An 18,803-nucleotide genomic window follows, 5' to 3' on the forward strand; every position below is an offset into this window, starting at 1 on the left:
TATGAGCTTTTTAGATGTTCTATATTTCATCATTCCAGCGGCTATTTTTTATGCTGCACCACTCATCTTTACAGCTATTGGTGGTGTTTTCTCTGAGCGATCAGGAGTTGTTAATATTGGACTGGAAGGTTTAATGGTAATGGGTGCTTTTATCGGTATACTATTTAACTTGAAGTTCGCCGACGTCTTTGGAACATATACTCCTTGGGTTGCACTTCTTGCAGCAATGGTTGTTTGTGCTATATTTTCTTTAATGCACGCAGTTGCAGCAATATCTTTCCGTGCGGATCAAACAATTTCTGGAGTTGCGATTAATATGCTTGGTGTAGCAGTTGCATTATTTTCTGTCAAACTGATTTTTGGTAAAGGACAAACAGACTATATTCAGGAACGTTTCATCCGTTTTGATATTCCTTTATTAAGTGACATTCCAGTACTTGGGCAAATGTTTTTTAAAGATGTATATTCCACTTCTATATTAGCTATTGCAGTAGCAATAGGTGCTTGGTTCGTTATTTATAAAACTCCATTCGGCTTACGCCTTCGCGCTGTTGGTGAACATCCAATGGCAGCTGATACAATGGGCGTTAATGTAACAAAAATGCGTTATATTGCGGTTGTATTATCTGGTGCTCTTGCTGGAATTGGTGGTGCGGTATATTCTCAATCCATCTCTGGAGAGTTCAGTCATACTACTATTAACGGACAAGGGTTCATGGCCCTTGCTGCGATGATCTTTGGTAAGTGGCATCCACTTGGTGCACTTGGAGCAGCATTATTCTTTGGTTTTGCTCAGGCTCTAAGTATTGTTGGAGGTCAAATTCCTTATATTGATCAAGTACCAAGCTACTACTTGCATATTTTGCCGTATGTATTAACTATTTTGGCGGTTGCAGGGTTTATTGGTAAAGCAAATGCACCAAAAGCAAGTGGTGTACCGTATATTAAAGGAAAACGATAAATTGAAACGCGGATAGACGCTGTTTAGCTGTGAAAAGCAAATGTGGTTGAGGTATGACTGCTTTGCCACATTCTGTGGCAAAGCAGTCATGACCCTCCTCGTGCGGGCCCAGGAGGCAGATCCTCAGCCACCGCAGGAAATTGGCATTTGACCTCGAGTAGCTGGCGTCTGTAGCTGGACAGTAACTGAATAGTAAGCTAATTTTCTGATTTTAGAAAGAGGGACCAAATTCATTTGGTTCCTTTTTGTTTGTCATGGAATCGCTTGAACATGTATAGTGAATAGAAGAAAGAGTTAAACTAGAAAGAAAAAGGGGGACAACAACATGTTTCAGCAGTTTGAACTTGCACATGGTGTGAAGTTATATGTAAGGCCGACAGAACAATTTAAAACAATAAATATTTCATTTAAATGGAAACAGCCAATAACAGTTAAAGATGCCTCAATACGAGCAGTTCTTTCGAATATACTTCAATATAGCAATGAAGTGTACCCTTCGAATGCAGATTTTCGTAAACGCTTAGATGACCTTTATGGGGCGGCATTATATTTTGATACAACCAAAAAGGGGAATAACCATATTTTTTCGTTAAATGCAGAAACGGTGAATGATGCCTATTTATCGAATGAAAAAGTGGTTGATGAAGTCTTTTCATTACTTGCAACCGTTATTTTTAAACCTCATGTATTGAACGGGAAGTTTGTAGATTCTATTGTAAAACGTGAAAAGGAGCAAGTGATTGAGCGGATTCAATCCATGTATGATGATAAAACAAGATATGCACAACAGCGTTTACTTGAAAACATTCGTCCAGATCAACCTGCCTCTATTTCTGCAAATGGGACTGTTGCAGAAGTACAAGCAATAACAAATGAACAATTAGTTGAAATGCATGGAAAATTATTACATGAAGACGAGCTATCCATTTATGTAGTTGGGGATGTAAATGTAGACGAGATAAAAGAAAAAATGAAAAACTTTTTCCCGTTTTCAAATAGAACGGTGAAACAACCAACGGAAGTAGTTACCAAGCAAGGAAAAAACGAAACAAATTTTTTACATGAAATACAAGACATGAAACAAGGGAAACTACATATCGCCTATCATACACCGATCACTTTTTACTCAGAAGAATACCCAATTATGCAAATGACAAATGGCATATTAGGTGGATTTGCGCATTCAAAAATATTCATGAATGTCCGGGAAAAAGAAAGTATGGCTTATTATGCTTCCAGTAATTATTCTTCATTGTACGGTTTAATTTTTGTATTAGCAGGTATTGATGCAAACTTACAAGAAAAAGCAGTTCAACTAATTGATGAACAGCTAAAAGCAATGCAATTGGGTGAGATTACTGACTTAGAAATAAATCAAACAAAATCCATGTTAAAAAATCAACTAAAAGAAGCATTAGATTCGGCTAGAGCACAAATTGATATTTATGATCAATATAAAGAGTTAAACGAAGATTTTACAGTGGAAGAATGGGTAGAAAAATGGTCCAACGTGACAAAGGAACAAATACAACAGATGGCTTCTAAAATAGAGAAGGAATTTGTCTATTTCCTATCTGGTAAGGACGGTGCAAACAATGAATGAAACTTATTTTAAGCAACTAGAAGAAACTTTATACCATGAGCAATTACCTAATGGCTTAAATGTATATATTTTACCTAAAAAAGGATTCTCTAAAACGTATGTAACATTTACGACGAATTATGGTTCCATTGACCGAGAATTTATACCGCATGGTAAAGAAGAACCTGTAATTGTGCCAGATGGAATTGCTCATTTTTTAGAGCATAAGATGTTTGAAAAAGAAGAAGGGGATGTTTTCCAAAAGTTTAGTGAAAATGGTGCTTCTGCTAATGCATTCACTTCTTTTACAAGAACTGCCTATTTATTTTCTTCCACAGACCTTGTATTAGAAAATACGAAAGTATTGCTTGATTTTGTGCAACAACCATATTTTACTGAACAAACTGTTGAAAAAGAAAAAGGGATTATTGCTCAAGAAATCACCATGTATGACGACCAACCAGACTGGCGTTTATACTTTGGTGCAATTGAGAATATGTACAAAGAACATCCAGTCAAAATAGACATCGCAGGAACAGTTGAATCGATAAAACAAATTACTGCAGATCATTTGTATGAATGTTATAACACGTTTTACCACCCTTCTAATATGATCGTATTTGTTGTGGGAGCTGTGAGTCCCAAAGAAATGATGACTTTTATTAAGGAAGATCAAGCATCGAAGTCATTTGAACTACCACAAGAAATTAAACGCTTTTTCCCAGATGAACAAAGCGCTGTTGCAATCTCAGAAAGAACATTACAAATGGATGTACAAAAACCAAAAGTTATTTTTGGGATTAAATCTAATAATACAACTATTTCTGGTAAAGAAATGTTAAATTTTGAGCTTTCGATGCAAGTGGCAGTGGAAATGATTTTCGGAAGAACCTCTTCCTTTTATCAGGATGTATACGAAAAAGGTTTAATCGATGAATCATATTCAGCCGATTTCTCTATGGAACATGGCTATGGTTTTACAATGATTGGTTCTGATTCAATAAATCCGGAAATGCTTGTTCATGCGGTTAAACAAACCATCATAGACAATTCGAAAGAGTGGATGTTTTCAGAGGAAGATTTAAAACGGATTACACGGAAAAAGATCGGATTTTTCTTGCGTGCTTTAAATTCTATTGAATATATTGCTAATCAATTTACACGGTATTCGTTTAACGATATGAATTTATTTGATGTAGTACCTACTTTGGAAAATTTAACGATGGAACAAGTGAAGGAAGCTTTTGAGTCGCTAAAAAATAGAGATACGCACACCGTATTTAAAGTTGTTCCAAATGAGAAAAAGTACGATGAGTAAAAAGTTTGCATTAATAGTAGGTGCATCAGGTGAAATTGGCCATGCGATTAGTTATCAACTCGCAGAGGCTGGCTGGTCATTGTACCTGCATTTTGCAAGCAGTGAAGCACGTATAAAGCGTCTTTTACAAGACTTAGAAGCATCTTACCCAGAACAGGAATTCATGCTCATACAAGCAGATATGCGACACGCTGCATCAGTAGAAAAATTAGCTTCAACTATTTTTTCGATTCAGTCGATTGTTTTTGCTCAAGGACATAGTTTGTATAAAGGATTGGAAGATACATCATTAGAAGAGATACATCATCTTTTTCAAGTGCATGTGGAGCATCCAATGTTTTTAGTTACTCAATTAACTCCGAAACTTCGAAAAAACGAACAAGCTTCCATTGTTTTTGTAGGTTCCATTTGGGGAGAGACTGGTGCATCCTATGAAGTTGCTTATTCTGCTGCAAAAGGTGCCCAGCATGCATTTGTAAAAGCATATGCAAAAGAAGTGGCTTCGCAAAAAATTAACGTGAATGCGGTTGCTCCTGGATTTATAGATACAAAAATGAACAAACATGTGGAACCAAAAGTACGCCAACTACTATTGGAGGAAATACCAGCAGGTGTATTTGGATCTGCGGAAGATGTTGCAAATAGTGTGGTATTTTTAGTTAGTGAGAAAGCAAATTATATAACAGGCCAAATTATCCGAGTAAATGGTGGATGGTATATTTGACTATATTCTGCCGAGTGTTAATTGCCGTCTAAATTGAGTCAAAATACGCCAAGGCGAGTTTGATCTAACGAAAGAAAAGAGAGTTGTTGCTTCTCTTTTCTTTTTTTCTTTTATTCATCTAGGAAATCAGATATGATAGAACTTATAATGAGAGAAAAACGTCATCTAAATAGAGAGGACAGATATATTATGGCAAGTGAGTGGTTTTTTGAATACGAAATCCAGATAAATCGTCCAGGACTTCTTGGAGATATTGCTTCTTTACTTGGTATGCTTAGAGTTAATATTGTAACGATTAATGGTGTGGACGAAGGACGTCGTGGAATGCTAATTAAAGCAGAAAAAAAAGAAAATATCGAACGATTTGAGCATATTGCTTCTACAATGGAAACGATTCAATTAACTAAGTTTAGAGAACCTAAGCTTAGAGATCGTCTAGCAGTTCGACATGGTAGATATATACAACGCGATGCCGATGATAAAAAAACATTTCGTTTTGTTCGAGATGAACTTGGTTTGCTAGTAGATTTTATGGCGGAAATATTTAAACAAGAAGGCCATAAGTTAATCGGAATTAGAGGAATGCCGCGTGTAGGTAAGACAGAATCAGTTGTTGCTGCAAGTGTATGTGCAAATAAGAAGTGGATATTTCTTTCATCCACAATGATTAAGCAAACAATTAGAAGTCAGCTTGCTGGTGACGAGTTTAGTGATCGCAATATTTTCATATTAGACGGTATTGTGACAAGAAATTCAAATGATGAAAAGCATCAAATGTTAGTGAGAGAAATGATGCGAATGCCTACTATTAAAGTAGTAGAGCACCCGGACATGTTTATCCAGCATTCCGAATATTCGATTGATGATTTTGACTATATAATTGAACTTCGTCATAGTCCAGAAGAAGAATTTACGTATGAGATGATGGAGAAAAACCACGGAATGTCCGACAAAGGTACAAGTGGATTTGGCGGATTTGGTGGATTTAATTTTTAATGGGTAGGTGTTTTAGTTGACAGAACTTGGGTCTCGCTTAAAAGAAGCGAGAAAAGCAAAAGGATATAGTATTGATGATTTACAAGAAATCACAAAAATCCAAAAAAGATATCTAACGGGAATAGAAGAAGGTAACTATGAAACGATGCCGGGTTCTTTCTATGTGCGTGCTTTTATAAAGCAATATGCAGAAGCAGTTGGTTTAAATGGGGACGAGCTTTTAGAAATGTATAAAACAGAAATTCCTGCTCCATCGAATGAAGATGTTTCCAAAAATATTCCACCAACGCCTACTAGAAGGTCGTTAAGCGGTCGTTCGTCTAATAAGTTCATGGAAGTTTTTCCAATGATAGTCGTAGTCCTGTTTGTCATCGCAATTATCGTTATTTTATGGTTTTTATTTCAAAATTCTCCGAAAAACGAGCCGGTGCAAGTCGACTCAGGCAATGATTTAACAATGGATATAAAACCACAGCCGGAAAAAAATAATACAGTTGCACCTGTTGAAGAAGAAAAACCTCAGGAAGAAGAAGTAGTAATAGAAGAGCCGAAGCCTGAGCAACAGTTAACATTTATTGAAACGCAAGGGCCAACATCTACTTTTGACTTAACTGGTGCTGAAAAATATGATCTGAAAGTGGTAGTCGCTAATAATACTTGGTTGAACATTAGAGACCAAGACAATATGATTTTAGTGGACAAAGCGGTTAATGCTGGTGAAACATTTGAGTTTGATGCAAGTGCTTTATCACGAATTCGTGTTCGAGTTGGTCATACACCTGGTAATATGGTATATATAAATGAGCAATTAGTCGAATTTCCAACAACTAAGACCACTCAAAATTTAGTAATACAGTTCAACAAATAGTCATCTATAAGATGGCTATTTTGTTTGAAAAACGAAAGGAGCTTACTGCAGATGAAAATGAATGTTCCCAATCAAATTTCAATGTTTCGTATTTTTTTAATCCCCATATTTATGTTTTTTATGCTTGTAGATTTTAACTGGGGAAATGTAAGTTTTCTTGGTGCAACTATCCCTATAGGACAGTTAATTGGAGCTATTATTTTTATCATTGCTTCGATTACGGATTTTATTGATGGCTATTATGCTCGAAAATATAATTTAGTAACGAATATGGGGAAATTTTTAGATCCACTAGCAGATAAACTACTTGTTTCAGCTGCACTCATCCTATTAGTCCAGTTTGGAATTGCTCCTGCTTGGGTAGTAATCTTAATAATTAGTCGCGAATTTGCAGTTACTGGACTGCGCTTAATCCTTGCAAACGAAGGCGAAGTTGTTGCTGCCAATATGTTGGGTAAAATTAAAATGTGGACGCAAATCGTTGCAATATCTTCGTTGTTATTAGGAAATGTTTTCTTTGAGATGTTCTCCATCCCTTTTGACATGATTATGTTATATGTTTGTCTCGCATTTACTTTATGGTCTGGCTTTGATTACTTCTATTTAAACCGTAAAGTGTTATTGGATTCGAAGTAGGAAGGAAGATTGAGTCGATGAAAGCAGAGATCATTGCAGTTGGTTCAGAATTATTATTAGGGCAAATTTCCAATACAAATGCACGATTTATTTCTTCTCAATTAGCCGAGCTTGGGATTGATGTGTATTATCACACAGTCGTGGGTGATAATTCCAAACGATTATTTGAAACCATTAAACTAGCAGAACAACGTGCGGATTTAATCATTTTCACTGGCGGATTAGGTCCAACTAAAGATGATTTAACAAAAGAAACGATCGCTACATACTTGAATAAAAAATTAATCATGAACGAACATGCCTTAAAATACATTGAAGAGTTTTTCAAAAGAATGAATCGCGAAATGACAGAAAACAATAAAAAGCAGGCATTAGTATTAGATGGATGTACTGTACTATCTAATAAGCATGGAATGGCACCAGGAATGTTGCTGACAGTAGATAAACACTTTTATATGCTACTACCAGGTCCTCCAAAAGAAATGGAGCCAATGTTCCAATTTGAAGCGAAGCCACTACTTCAAAAACTGTTAAATGGAGAAACCATCATTTTATCGCATGTTATGCGTTTTTATGGAATTGGTGAAGCGGAACTCGAAACAAAAGTGCAGGACTTATTGGAAAATCAATTGAATCCAACATTAGCACCACTTGCTTCAGATGGAGAAGTTACTTTACGACTTACTGCTAAGAGTAATACAGAGGAAGAGGCATGGGGGAAAATTGAAATGCTTCAAAATGAGATTTTCAATCGAGTAGGAAAATTCGTGTATGGGTATAACAATGACTCTCTTGCCTCTAAACTGCAGGAAATATTAAGCGAAAATCATTTAACTATTTCTGCTGCGGAAAGTATGACTGCAGGATTATTTCAATCAGAGCTTGCATCAATTCCTGGAATGGGAGCAGTATTAGTGGGTGGTATGATAACTTATACTGAAGATATAAAAGTGGAGAAACTCGGAGTTAAAAAACAAGTTATTACCGAATATGGTGTTGTATCTAGTGAATGTGCAGAAGCCATGGCGATGCGTATTAAAGAAAAGTTTGGAACGAACATTGGGATTGGTATTACAGGAGCAGCTGGTCCAGATGCACACGGTGGACAGCCTGCTGGTACTGTTTGGATAGGCATTGTATTGAACGATTTGACCCCTGTTTCATACATGCTAAACCTTTCAGGAATGAGAAACACCAACAGATTGAGAGCTGTGAAGTTTACCATCCATTATTTAATCCAATTGTTAAGTGAACAAGGATATAAAACAATTTAACATGATCACCCTATCAAAATAGAATTTTCAGCATCAAAAACGGTTCAAAATTGAATTTTGGACTGTTTTTAGCTTCTAAAATGAAATTGATGGAAAAAATAACGAATAAACGTTCGCTTTTTTCTTGTATATTTCTCAAATACCTAGTATAGTAGAGATAGAAATAAAATCAGACTTTCTTTTGAGGAGGAAATACAGTTGGCAAATGATCGTAAAGCAGCTTTAGAAATGGCTTTAAAACAAATAGAGAAACAATTTGGTAAAGGTTCAATTATGAGACTTGGAGAAAAGACAGATAGAGAGATTTCTACTTCTTCTAGTGGCTCTTTAGCACTTGATGCCGCATTAGGAATAGGTGGATATCCAAGAGGTCGTATTATTGAAATATATGGTCCGGAAAGTTCCGGTAAAACAACTGTAGCTCTTCATGCCATTGCAGAAATACAAAAAACTGGTGGGCAAGCAGCTTTTATTGATGCAGAGCATGCATTAGACCCAGTTTATGCACAAAAACTAGGTGTAAATATTGATGAGTTACTTTTGTCTCAACCTGATACAGGAGAGCAAGCACTTGAAATTGCAGAGGCATTAGTACGAAGTGGTGCTGTGGAAATTTTAGTAATTGACTCTGTTGCTGCTTTAGTACCGAAAGCAGAAATCGAAGGAGAAATGGGAGATTCACATATTGGTCTTCAAGCTCGTTTAATGTCACAAGCATTACGTAAGCTTTCTGGTGCTATTAACAAATCAAACACTATAGCTATTTTCATCAATCAAATTCGTGAAAAAGTAGGTGTAATGTTTGGAAATCCAGAAGTAACACCAGGTGGACGTGCACTTAAGTTCTATAGTTCGGTACGTTTAGAAGTTAGACGTGCAGAAGCGATTAAACAAGGAACTGATATTGTAGGTAATAAAACAAAGATTAAAGTAGTAAAAAACAAAGTAGCACCTCCATTTAAAACTGCAGAAGTAGATATTATGTATGGTGAAGGAATTTCTCAAGAAGGAGAAATTATCGATATAGGTTCAGATATGGATATTGTACAAAAAAGTGGTTCTTGGTATGCATACAATGAAGAACGCATTGGTCAAGGTAGAGAAAATGCGAAACAATTCCTAAAAGAGAATCCAACAGCGAAGAATGAAATAGCTGCTAAAATACGTGAATCTATGGGAATGACTGCTAGTTCCTTAACAATTGCTGCACATGAGGTAGAAGACGATGAAGAATTTGAATTATTATTAACGGAAGAATAAAATATTGAAAAGTCTCTCAATTATTGGGAGATTTTTTTTATATATTCCTTTCGTTTCCTTGACAGAGTATTTCTACATCTATACAATTAAAATTGTATAATTTCTTTAATAAAAGATGAATAGGCAATACATTTATACAATAGTATATATGTGCCGATTGAAACTTTAAAAAGTATAGCAATAGGGGGTGTTCGAATGTTAGGAATTATCATCTCCGCTTTGCTTAGTCTGATTGTTGGTGCCTTTGTTAGTTATAAATATCTGAAAAAAGTGAACGATTCAAAAGTGACCGGTGCAAAACAATCTTCTGCACTCATCTTAGATGAAGCAAAGCGAGAAGCAGAAGCTTTGAAGAAAGAAGCACTGTTAGAAGCTAAAGATGAAACTCACCAATTACGAAATGAAGCTGAATCTGACATCCGTGAACGCCGTATGGAACTGCAAAAACAGGAAAATCGGTTAGTACAAAGAGAAGAGAATCTTGATCGTAAGGATGATGCTCTAAACAAGAGAGAAGTAAGTCTTGAGCGTAAAGAAGATGCTCTAACTGAAAGACAACAGCATATCGAACAGAAGGAAAGCAAAGTGGACGAGCTAGTTGGAATGCAAAAAAGCGAACTTGAAAGAGTTTCTACCTTATCACGTGAAGAAGCGAAGTCGATTATTCTTCAAGAAGTAGAAAATGAGCTAGCAACTGACATAGCTGTAATGACAAAAGAGTCGGAAACTCGTGCAAAAGAAGAGTCTGACAAAAAATCTCGTGAAATCCTTTCGCTTGCATTACAACGTTTTGCAGCTGATCATGTAGCAGAAACAACCGTTTCCGTTGTTAATTTACCAAACGATGAGATGAAAGGTCGCATCATTGGTCGTGAAGGTCGAAACATTCGTACGTTAGAAACTTTAACAGGAATTGACTTAATTATTGATGATACGCCAGAAGCTGTTATTCTATCAGGATTTGACCCTATACGTAGAGAGACTGCCCGTTTAGCACTTGAAAAATTAGTACAAGATGGACGCATTCACCCAGCACGTATTGAAGAAATGGTAGAAAAATCTAGAAGAGAAGTGGATGAGCAAATCCGCGAGATTGGTGAACAAACAACATTTGACATGGGTATTCACAATCTACATCCAGACCTTATGAAGATTTTAGGTAGACTCCGCTATCGTACAAGCTACGGTCAAAATGTATTAAAGCATTCTACTGAAGTAGCATTTTTAGCTGGATTACTAGCAGCAGAGCTTGGAGAAGATGTAACACTTGCAAGACGCGCTGGATTACTTCACGATATTGGGAAAGCAATTGACCATGAAGTGGAAGGAAGTCATGTAGAAATTGGTGTAGAACTAGCAACCAAGTATAAAGAGCATCCTGTTGTGATTAACAGTATTGCTTCCCATCATGGCGACACGGAAGCTACTTCTGTTATCGCCGTACTTGTAGCAGCTGCAGATGCACTGTCTGCTGCTCGTCCTGGGGCTAGAAGTGAAACACTAGAAAACTACATTCGTCGTTTGGAGAAACTAGAAGAAATTTCAGAATCGTACGAAGGCGTTGAAAAATCTTTCGCAATACAAGCAGGAAGAGAGATTCGTATTATGGTTCGTCCTGACCAAATTGATGATTTAACTGCACATCGTTTGGCAAGAGATATCCGTAAGCGAATTGAAGAAGAACTAGATTATCCTGGTCATATTAAAGTAACAGTTATTCGGGAAACTAGAGCGGTAGAATACGCAAAATAATAGAAAAAAGGCTTCGTTAAGAAGCCTTTTTTTCGTGAAAGGATTGGAGTAAACAAATGAAAATATTATTTATAGGTGACATTGTTGGTTCTATAGGAAGAGATACATTGGAGAGTTATTTGCCAAGATTAAAAAGAAAATATGCGCCGGATGTAGTTATTGCAAATGGAGAAAATGCTGCGGCAGGGAGAGGGATTACGAAAAGTATTTTCCAATCATTATTACATATAGGTGTAGATGTGGTAACAATGGGTAATCATACTTGGGATCAGAAAGAAATTATGGACTTTATTGATGACACAGATTATTTAATCCGTCCTGCAAATTTTTCTGAAGAAGCTCCTGGTAAAGGAATGACGACCATTTCGAAAAATGGACAAACTATTTCCGTTATCAATATGCATGGAAGAACTTTTTTACCTCCACACGACGATCCGTTTAAGAAAGCAACGGAGTTAGTAGAAGAAGCAAAAAAAATATCTCCCATCATCTTCGTAGATTTTCATGCGGAAGCAACAAGTGAAAAAATTGCATTTGGTTGGCATTTAGATGGTAAAGCTTCTGTTGTGGTAGGAACGCATACACATGTTCAGACAGCTGATTCACGGATTTTGCCAGGAGGAACAGCATATATTACAGATGTTGGAATGACTGGTCCTTACGACGAGGTTTTAGGTATGAAAAAAGAGGATGTTTTATATCGTTTCCAAACGAATATGCCCACTCGTTTTGAAGTTCCAAAAACTGGTCGTTCCGTATTGAGTGGTTTTTTTGTAGAAGTAAATGATTCTACGGGAAAAGCTATTCATCAAGAACGTGTTTATATAAATGATGATTACCCGTTTAAAGGGTAAAAGAGTCTAAAAAAAATCCTTTTAGCATAAGTTAGATTATGGACGCAAGCAAGTTCATAATCTAGCGATAAAAGGAGAAATGATAGTGGATTCTTTAAAAGTATCTTCTCGTTCCAACCCAAATTCAGTTGCAGGTGCATTAGTTGCAGTAATAAGAGAACAAGGGTATGCAGAGATGCAAGCAGTAGGAGCAGGCGCATTAAATCAGGCAATTAAAGCAATTGCAATTGCAAGAGGATTTGTTGCACCTAGTGGTACTGATTTGACTTGTTCACCTGCTTTCACAGATATTGTAATTTCAGGTGAAGATCGAACGGCTTTGAAATTATTAGTAGAAAAAAGGTCGAAATAACTTTAGACTTTTGAATATGTGTTTTCATTATTGTGATGAATTTAGGTTACTTCGACTGAACAGCGCATAGTAAGCAGTAGGAGGTTTCACCTTTCAGTTTAAATATTAACATAATCCGAAGTCGCTATTGTTATCAGTAGCGACTTCATTTTTGTTTAAAAGAATCCATACATAATGATATTCTGAATATATTGTGACGAGGTAATTCCGTCAAAGGTCTGAACTTCATGAAAAAATAGGGAGAAAACATAGTGATTCTGAGTACTTCATGATAAACTTATGAAGGAAAAAAGCATTTAACCAGATAGTAAGGAGATGTTAGTATGTTGCAACAACTTTCATGGAAAGTAGGCGGGCAGCAAGGAGAGGGTATTGAAAGTACTGGGGAGATTTTCTCCATGGCGATGAATCGCCTAGGGTATTACCTCTACGGATATCGTCATTTCTCTTCTCGTATTAAAGGTGGACACACGAATAATAAAATCTGTGTACGACCAACGCAAGTCCGTACAATTCCGGATGATCTAGATATACTTGTAGCATTCGATCAAGAGACAATAGATGTTAATTACAAAGAGCTTACCGAAAAAAGTGTTATCTTAGCCGATGCTAAATTCTCACCAGTTTCACCAGAAGACTGTCTTGCACCAATGTACATTGTACCTTTTACAGAAATTGCTGCAGAACTTGGTACGTCTTTAATGAAAAACATGGTAGCTATAGGAGCAACTTCCGCTTTATTGAATTTAGATAAAGCAGTGTTCCAAGGAGTAGTAGACGAGATCTTTGGTAAAAAAGGAACAGAAGTAGTAGAAAAAAATATGCAAGCGATTCAACAAGGTTTTGATATTATGGCGGAGCAATTAGGCGATCGTATAGGGGAATGGGAACTTGTTGCTGCTGACGGTAAGCATCGTATGTTCATGATTGGAAATGACGCGATTGCACTTGGGGCATTAACAGCGGGTGTTCGATTCATGGCAGCGTATCCAATCACGCCAGCATCTGAAATTATGGAATACATGATTAAGAAGCTGCCGTTATTTGGTGGAGCGGTTATTCAAACAGAAGATGAGATTGCAGCCGCAACGATGGCAATTGGTTCAAACTACGGTGGAGTACGTGCATTTACTGCTTCAGCAGGACCAGGATTATCACTTATGATGGAGGCAATTGGATTATCAGGTATGACAGAGCAACCGCTTGTAATTGTCGATACACAGCGTGGTGGCCCATCAACAGGCCTTCCAACCAAACAAGAACAATCCGATTTAATGCAAATGATTTACGGTACGCATGGTGAAATTCCTAAAGTGGTTATTGCACCAAGTACAGGCGAAGAAGCCTTTTTTGATACGATTCAAGCATTTAATATAGCAGAAGAATTACAATGTCCTGTAATTATTTTATCAGATCTACAACTTTCTCTTGGGAAACAAACAGTGGAGCCATTTGACTATTCTAAAATTGAAATTCGACGTGGTAAATTAATTCAAAACGAAGAAATTCCACCGACAGAAGATAAATCGTATTTCAAACGTTATGAAGTAACAGAAGATGGTGTTTCACCTCGAGTACTTCCAGGGACGGAGCATGCAATCCACCACGTAACTGGTGTAGAACATGATGAAACAGGAAAACCTTCTGAAGCTGCAACAAATCGTATATTACAAATGGACAAACGTTTAGGTAAGTTAAAGCATATCAATTTCAGTGAACCTGTTTATGTAAATGCTCCTTATGAAGATGCAGATATTTTATTCGTTGGATTTAATTCTACAAGAGGCGTGTTAGAAGAATTACAGCAGACACTTATTTCGCAAGGAATGAAAGTGAACCATGCACATATTCGATTAATTCATCCATTCCCGATAAAAGAAATGGAAGCTCTAGTAGCAAATGCAAAAAAAATAGTCGTTGTTGAAAATAATGCTACAGGCCAACTTGCCAACATATTAAAAATGAATGTTGGCGGACATGATAAAGTAATTAATGTAACGAAGTACGATGGAACGCCTTTCTTACCATTACAGCTTGAAAAACAAGTAAAGGAGTTGCTTAACTAATGGTAACGTTTAAAGATTTTCGTAATAATGTAAAACCAAACTGGTGCCCAGGTTGTGGTGACTTTTCTGTTCAAGCAGCTATTCAACGTGCGGCTGCAAATGTTGGTATTCAGCCTCATGAATTAGCAGTAATCTCTGGTATTGGCTGTTCAGGTCGTATTTCAGGATATATTCATTCTTATGGGTTTCATGGTATTCACGGGAGAGCACTTCCAATTGCTCAAGGTTTAAAAATGGCAAATAAAGATTTACACGTCATCGCATCTGGGGGAGACGGTGACGGTTTTGCCATTGGACTTGGACATACGATTCATTCCATTCGTCGTAATATCGATATAACCTATGTCGTAATGGATAACCAAATCTACGGATTAACTAAAGGGCAAACTTCTCCTCGCTCGGCAGAGGGGTTTAAAACGAAATCTACTCCAGGAGGAGCGATTGAGCCTTCCCTTAAACCGCTTGAATTAGCACTTACTTCTGGTGCTACGTTCGTTGCACAAGGATTTTCATCCGATATTAAAGAACTAACTGCGATTATTGAAGCGGGGATTAACCATAAAGGTTTTTCATTTATTAATGTGTTTAGTCCATGTGTAACATACAACAAAGTAAATACGTATGATTGGTTTAAAGAACATTTAACGAAGCTTTCTAATATAGAAGGTTATGATCATACGAATCGGGAAGAAGCAATGCAAGTAGTAATGGAAAAAGAAGGTCTTGTAACAGGTATCATTTATCAAAACCAACATGCTCCATCTTATCAAGAACAAGTTCCAGGATATGCAGAAAATCCACTTGCTGATCAAAATTTAAAAATGAGTGAAGAAGAATTTAACGTTTTATTGCAAGATTTTATGTAATATGTAAGACTGCCGATGCAAATTGGTGGTCTTTTTATGTCTAATTAACAACTTTTAAGGGTAATACCTTGTAGCAATAGACTGCTATTCAGTATAATAGTAGGATGGATATTCGTATTTTTATACGAATGTACGAAAGGAGCGTTCTCATGAACGAAGAATCACGTTTACTTAGTAGTCAAGTGAAAGACCCCAATTCTCCGGACAAAAAATCCGAAAAGGATTATAGTAAATATTTTCAAGCAATATACACGCCTCCATCTTTAAAAGAAGCGAAAAAACGAGGAAAAGAAGAAGTAGCTTACCATAATGACTTTGCCATTGCCGAAGAATTTAGAGGTATGGGGCAAAATCGCAAATTTTATATACGCACATATGGCTGTCAAATGAATGAACACGATACAGAGGTAATGGCTGGTATATTCATGCAACTTGGATATGAACCAACCGAAACTGTGGACGATGCAAATGTTATTCTTTTAAACACATGTGCAATCCGTGAGAACGCGGAAAATAAAGTATTCGGAGAGCTTGGTCATTTAAAGCATTTGAAACAAAACAATCCGGATGTATTAATCGGAGTTTGTGGATGTATGTCTCAAGAAGAGTCTGTGGTCAATAAAATTCTAAAAACATATAACCAAGTAGATATGATTTTTGGAACACATAATATTCATCGTCTGCCTAACATTTTAAATGAAGCATATCTTTCGAAAGAAATGGTCGTAGAAGTTTGGTCTAAAGAAGGCGACGTGATCGAAAACTTGCCGCGAGTGAGAAAAGGTTCTATTAAAGCTTGGGTTAATATTATGTATGGTTGTGATAAGTTCTGTACATATTGTATCGTCCCATACACACGAGGAAAAGAACGTAGTCGACGACCAGAAGATATTATTCAAGAAATTAGACATCTTGCAGCGCAAGGTTATAAAGAAGTTACATTACTAGGCCAAAACGTGAACGCATACGGAAAAGACTTTGAAGATTTAGATTATCGCTTTGGCGATTTAATGGATGATCTTCGAAAAATCGATGTAGCACGTATTCGTTTCATGACGAGCCACCCAAGAGACTTTGACGATCATTTGATTGAAGTGCTTGCAAAAGGCGGAAACTTAGTCGATCATATTCATTTACCTGTTCAGTCAGGTTCTTCTGAGATTTTGAAAATTATGGCGCGTAAATATTCCCGTGAGCATTATTTAGAACTTGTTCGTAAAATAAAAACTGCCATTCCAAATGCATCTTTAACTACGGACATTATTGTAGGATTCCCGAATGAAACTGATGAGCAATTCGAAGAAACGATGTCTTTATATAAAGAGGTAGGTTTCGAAATTGCGTATACGTATATTTATTCTCCAAGGGAAGGTACTCCAGCTGCTAAAATGGTAGATAATGTTCCAATGGAAGTGAAAAAAGAGCGATTACAGCGACTAAATAAACTTGTAAATGACATGTCTGCGGAAGCAATGAAAAAGCATGATGGACAAATAGTGGAAGTGTTAGTAGAAGGAGAAAGTAAGAATAATCCGGATGTTCTAGCAGGATACACAAGAAAAAGTAAGCTAGTAAACTTTAAAGGACCAAAAGAAATTGTTGGTCAACTCGTTCAAGTGAAAATTACGGATGCAAAAACATGGTCACTTACTGGAGAACTAGTGGAAGTACCAAATGAGCAAAAGGTGGGAATATAATGACTACAAAGTATACAAAAGATGATATTATTGAAAAAGCAAGAGAAATTGCTACAATGATTGCAAACACAGAAGAAGTGGACTTCTTTAAGCGTGCAGAAGCGCAAATCAATGAAAATCAAACCGTTCGTGAAAAAATTGCTAGTCTAAAAAGCTTACAAAAACAAGCAGTAAACTTTCAACATTTAGGGAAAGAAAAAGCATTAAAATTGATTGAAGGAAAGATTGAAGCAATTGAAGCAGAAATTGACGAACTACCAATTGTTCAAGAGTTTAAACAATCTCAAGGAGATGTAAACGGTCTTCTACAAATGGTTGCAAACTCGATCTCCAACACTGTTACCAATCAAATTATTGAAGCAACAGATGGAGATTTGCTTAGAGGTGAAACAGGTTCACAAGTAAGAAACTCTACACCAGGTAGTTGTTCATAAATAAATGAAGAAAACGTACACTAATCTATGTGATGAGTGTACGTTTTTTTTGTTGCATAAGAACTATTAAAATTCTAGGGAAACCAGGGGTAATACATGCCATTAATAGCGTACGTTTTTATTTGCGAGTAGTTTTTTAAAAAGATAAGAAAGTATATGGATTATCAACCTGCGAAACCAGTGTTCATAGTACTTTAAAGAATTAAAGAATACCGCGGATTTCCGTTTCAGGTGGACGCGTTCCGCGGGGGCGCCGCATTCACGTTTGCGATGGTGACACCTGTCTCCGAGGAACGAAGGCTAAGAGCGCCACATCGTGTGGCAACGCCTTCGTGACCAACATCCTGTTGGCCTCCGTCTGGAGTTGCCACCTTTCACTACAATCCATTAAGTGAGTAGTTCCTAATAAGAAAGTATATGAAATTTATATACTAGAAATCCAGTATTCACAAAGACCTGAAGTGATTTTAATGGTGTCTTCCTTAAGCAGGATTTCCTATATGTTTTTACTTTTATCGTACACAGTATACATGAATCAGCGGGTAGATGATTAGAATTGGTGGGCCTGAAAAAAATAGGTAGTATTCATTGATAAAGAAGCGCTGAGCGGACGAAATTGCATCTTCGTCCGCTTTTAAAAAAATAGGAAAGTATCTAATCTCTCATTAACCAAACCTTACGCACCTTGTCTCTACAAATTTCAAGAAGGCGACGGACAAACATCCGCCACAAGATTATCGAAAAAAAGTGGATGGAGAAGTGACGCAGTCACTTCTCCATCCACAAAAATTCCTGCGGTAATAGTGTAGCCAAAATTCTTTTTGCGACGAGTAATCGCAGGAGCAAATGTTTCGTCCAAAGCACTCTAGAAATAGAGAAGACAAGGTGCACTTAAAGGGCGCTTGCGCTTTTCTTGTTTTCTATAATTATTTCATCTATCTGAAATAATTATAGAAACATATCCATACTATACGTTTAAATAAATTCAAACGTATAGTAATTATCGTTTCTGAACTTTAAGCCCTAGTTGTTTAAGTAGTATAAACAATTCGTTATAATGAGGATAAACTATTATGCAAGGCCGTGAAAGAACTTTTATATCCCCCGGAGGTTCTTCATCTTGCTTCAAGGTAAAGGAGTTTTTTAATGAATTGTCCAATTTG

The 18,803-nt window shown here is 36.7% G+C and carries 16 protein-coding genes; all 16 read left to right on the forward strand.

Going from position 1 to position 18,803, the window contains the following annotated elements; all coding sequences use genetic code 11:
• Position 1 precedes the first annotated feature (1 nt).
• The 16 genes from ACEPXD_RS06790 to ACEPXD_RS06865 all read left to right on the forward strand — a co-directional run bounded on the left by ACEPXD_RS06790 (position 2) and on the right by ACEPXD_RS06865 (position 17,640).
• Positions 2 to 961: an ABC transporter permease gene (locus ACEPXD_RS06790; RefSeq protein WP_391121420.1), complete on the forward strand. Its 960-nt coding sequence runs from the start codon at positions 2 to 4 to the stop codon at positions 959 to 961.
• A gap of 325 nt (positions 962 to 1,286) precedes the next feature.
• The gene (gene yfmF / locus ACEPXD_RS06795; RefSeq protein WP_391121423.1) at positions 1,287 to 2,564 is read left to right on the forward strand and encodes an EF-P 5-aminopentanol modification-associated protein YfmF; all 1,278 of its coding nucleotides are present in this window, start codon (positions 1,287 to 1,289) and stop codon (positions 2,562 to 2,564) included.
• Entirely contained in the window at positions 2,557 to 3,861 is a 1,305-nt protein-coding gene (yfmH, locus tag ACEPXD_RS06800; RefSeq protein ID WP_391121426.1) for an EF-P 5-aminopentanol modification-associated protein YfmH, read from the forward strand. Before yfmF ends, yfmH begins: the two co-directional genes overlap by 8 nt.
• The gene (gene ymfI, locus ACEPXD_RS06805; RefSeq protein ID WP_391121429.1) at positions 3,839 to 4,585 is read left to right on the forward strand and encodes an elongation factor P 5-aminopentanone reductase; all 747 of its coding nucleotides are present in this window, start codon (positions 3,839 to 3,841) and stop codon (positions 4,583 to 4,585) included. Before yfmH ends, ymfI begins: the two co-directional genes overlap by 23 nt.
• A gap of 189 nt (positions 4,586 to 4,774) precedes the next feature.
• Positions 4,775 to 5,581 carry a DUF3388 domain-containing protein gene (locus ACEPXD_RS06810; RefSeq protein ID WP_391123066.1) on the forward strand — a complete coding sequence of 269 codons (807 nt, stop codon included), beginning with the start codon at positions 4,775 to 4,777 and terminating at the stop codon, positions 5,579 to 5,581.
• 16 nt (positions 5,582 to 5,597) lie between these two features.
• Positions 5,598 to 6,449 (forward strand): helix-turn-helix domain-containing protein, encoded by an 852-nt coding sequence (locus ACEPXD_RS06815; RefSeq protein WP_391121432.1) that lies wholly within the window; start codon positions 5,598 to 5,600, stop codon positions 6,447 to 6,449.
• 57 nt (positions 6,450 to 6,506) lie between these two features.
• On the forward strand, positions 6,507 to 7,085 hold the full coding sequence (pgsA, locus tag ACEPXD_RS06820; RefSeq protein WP_391123069.1) for a CDP-diacylglycerol--glycerol-3-phosphate 3-phosphatidyltransferase: 579 nt from the start codon (positions 6,507 to 6,509) through the stop codon (positions 7,083 to 7,085).
• Positions 7,086 to 7,102: 17 nt separating this feature from the next.
• Positions 7,103 to 8,359, forward strand: coding sequence for a competence/damage-inducible protein A (locus ACEPXD_RS06825; protein WP_391121435.1), 1,257 nt, complete (start codon positions 7,103 to 7,105; stop codon positions 8,357 to 8,359).
• 198 nt (positions 8,360 to 8,557) lie between these two features.
• On the forward strand, positions 8,558 to 9,619 hold the full coding sequence (gene recA, locus ACEPXD_RS06830; protein ID WP_391121438.1) for a recombinase RecA: 1,062 nt from the start codon (positions 8,558 to 8,560) through the stop codon (positions 9,617 to 9,619).
• Between the two features lie 195 nt (positions 9,620 to 9,814).
• Positions 9,815 to 11,371: a ribonuclease Y gene (gene rny, locus ACEPXD_RS06835; RefSeq protein ID WP_391121441.1), complete on the forward strand. Its 1,557-nt coding sequence runs from the start codon at positions 9,815 to 9,817 to the stop codon at positions 11,369 to 11,371.
• A 56-nt stretch (positions 11,372 to 11,427) separates the two neighbouring features.
• Positions 11,428 to 12,225, forward strand: a complete 798-nt coding sequence (locus ACEPXD_RS06840; RefSeq protein WP_391121444.1) for a TIGR00282 family metallophosphoesterase — start codon at positions 11,428 to 11,430, stop codon at positions 12,223 to 12,225.
• 85 nt (positions 12,226 to 12,310) lie between these two features.
• Positions 12,311 to 12,577, forward strand: a complete 267-nt coding sequence (locus ACEPXD_RS06845; protein ID WP_093535025.1) for a stage V sporulation protein S — start codon at positions 12,311 to 12,313, stop codon at positions 12,575 to 12,577.
• Positions 12,578 to 12,900: 323 nt separating this feature from the next.
• Positions 12,901 to 14,643, forward strand: coding sequence for a 2-oxoacid:acceptor oxidoreductase subunit alpha (locus tag ACEPXD_RS06850; protein ID WP_391121448.1), 1,743 nt, complete (start codon positions 12,901 to 12,903; stop codon positions 14,641 to 14,643).
• Positions 14,643 to 15,509: a 2-oxoacid:ferredoxin oxidoreductase subunit beta gene (locus ACEPXD_RS06855; protein WP_391121451.1), complete on the forward strand. Its 867-nt coding sequence runs from the start codon at positions 14,643 to 14,645 to the stop codon at positions 15,507 to 15,509. The genes ACEPXD_RS06850 and ACEPXD_RS06855 overlap by 1 nt, the downstream gene beginning before the upstream one ends.
• Positions 15,510 to 15,658: 149 nt before the next feature.
• The gene (gene miaB, locus ACEPXD_RS06860) at positions 15,659 to 17,206 is read left to right on the forward strand and encodes a tRNA (N6-isopentenyl adenosine(37)-C2)-methylthiotransferase MiaB (protein WP_391121453.1); all 1,548 of its coding nucleotides are present in this window, start codon (positions 15,659 to 15,661) and stop codon (positions 17,204 to 17,206) included.
• Positions 17,206 to 17,640 (forward strand): RicAFT regulatory complex protein RicA family protein, encoded by a 435-nt coding sequence (locus ACEPXD_RS06865; protein WP_391121456.1) that lies wholly within the window; start codon positions 17,206 to 17,208, stop codon positions 17,638 to 17,640. The genes miaB and ACEPXD_RS06865 overlap by 1 nt, the downstream gene beginning before the upstream one ends.
• Positions 17,641 to 18,803: the final 1,163 nt, after the last annotated feature.

The organism is Psychrobacillus sp. L3 (assembly GCF_042945595.1).
Classification (GTDB): Bacteria; Bacillota; Bacilli; order Bacillales_A; family Planococcaceae; genus Psychrobacillus.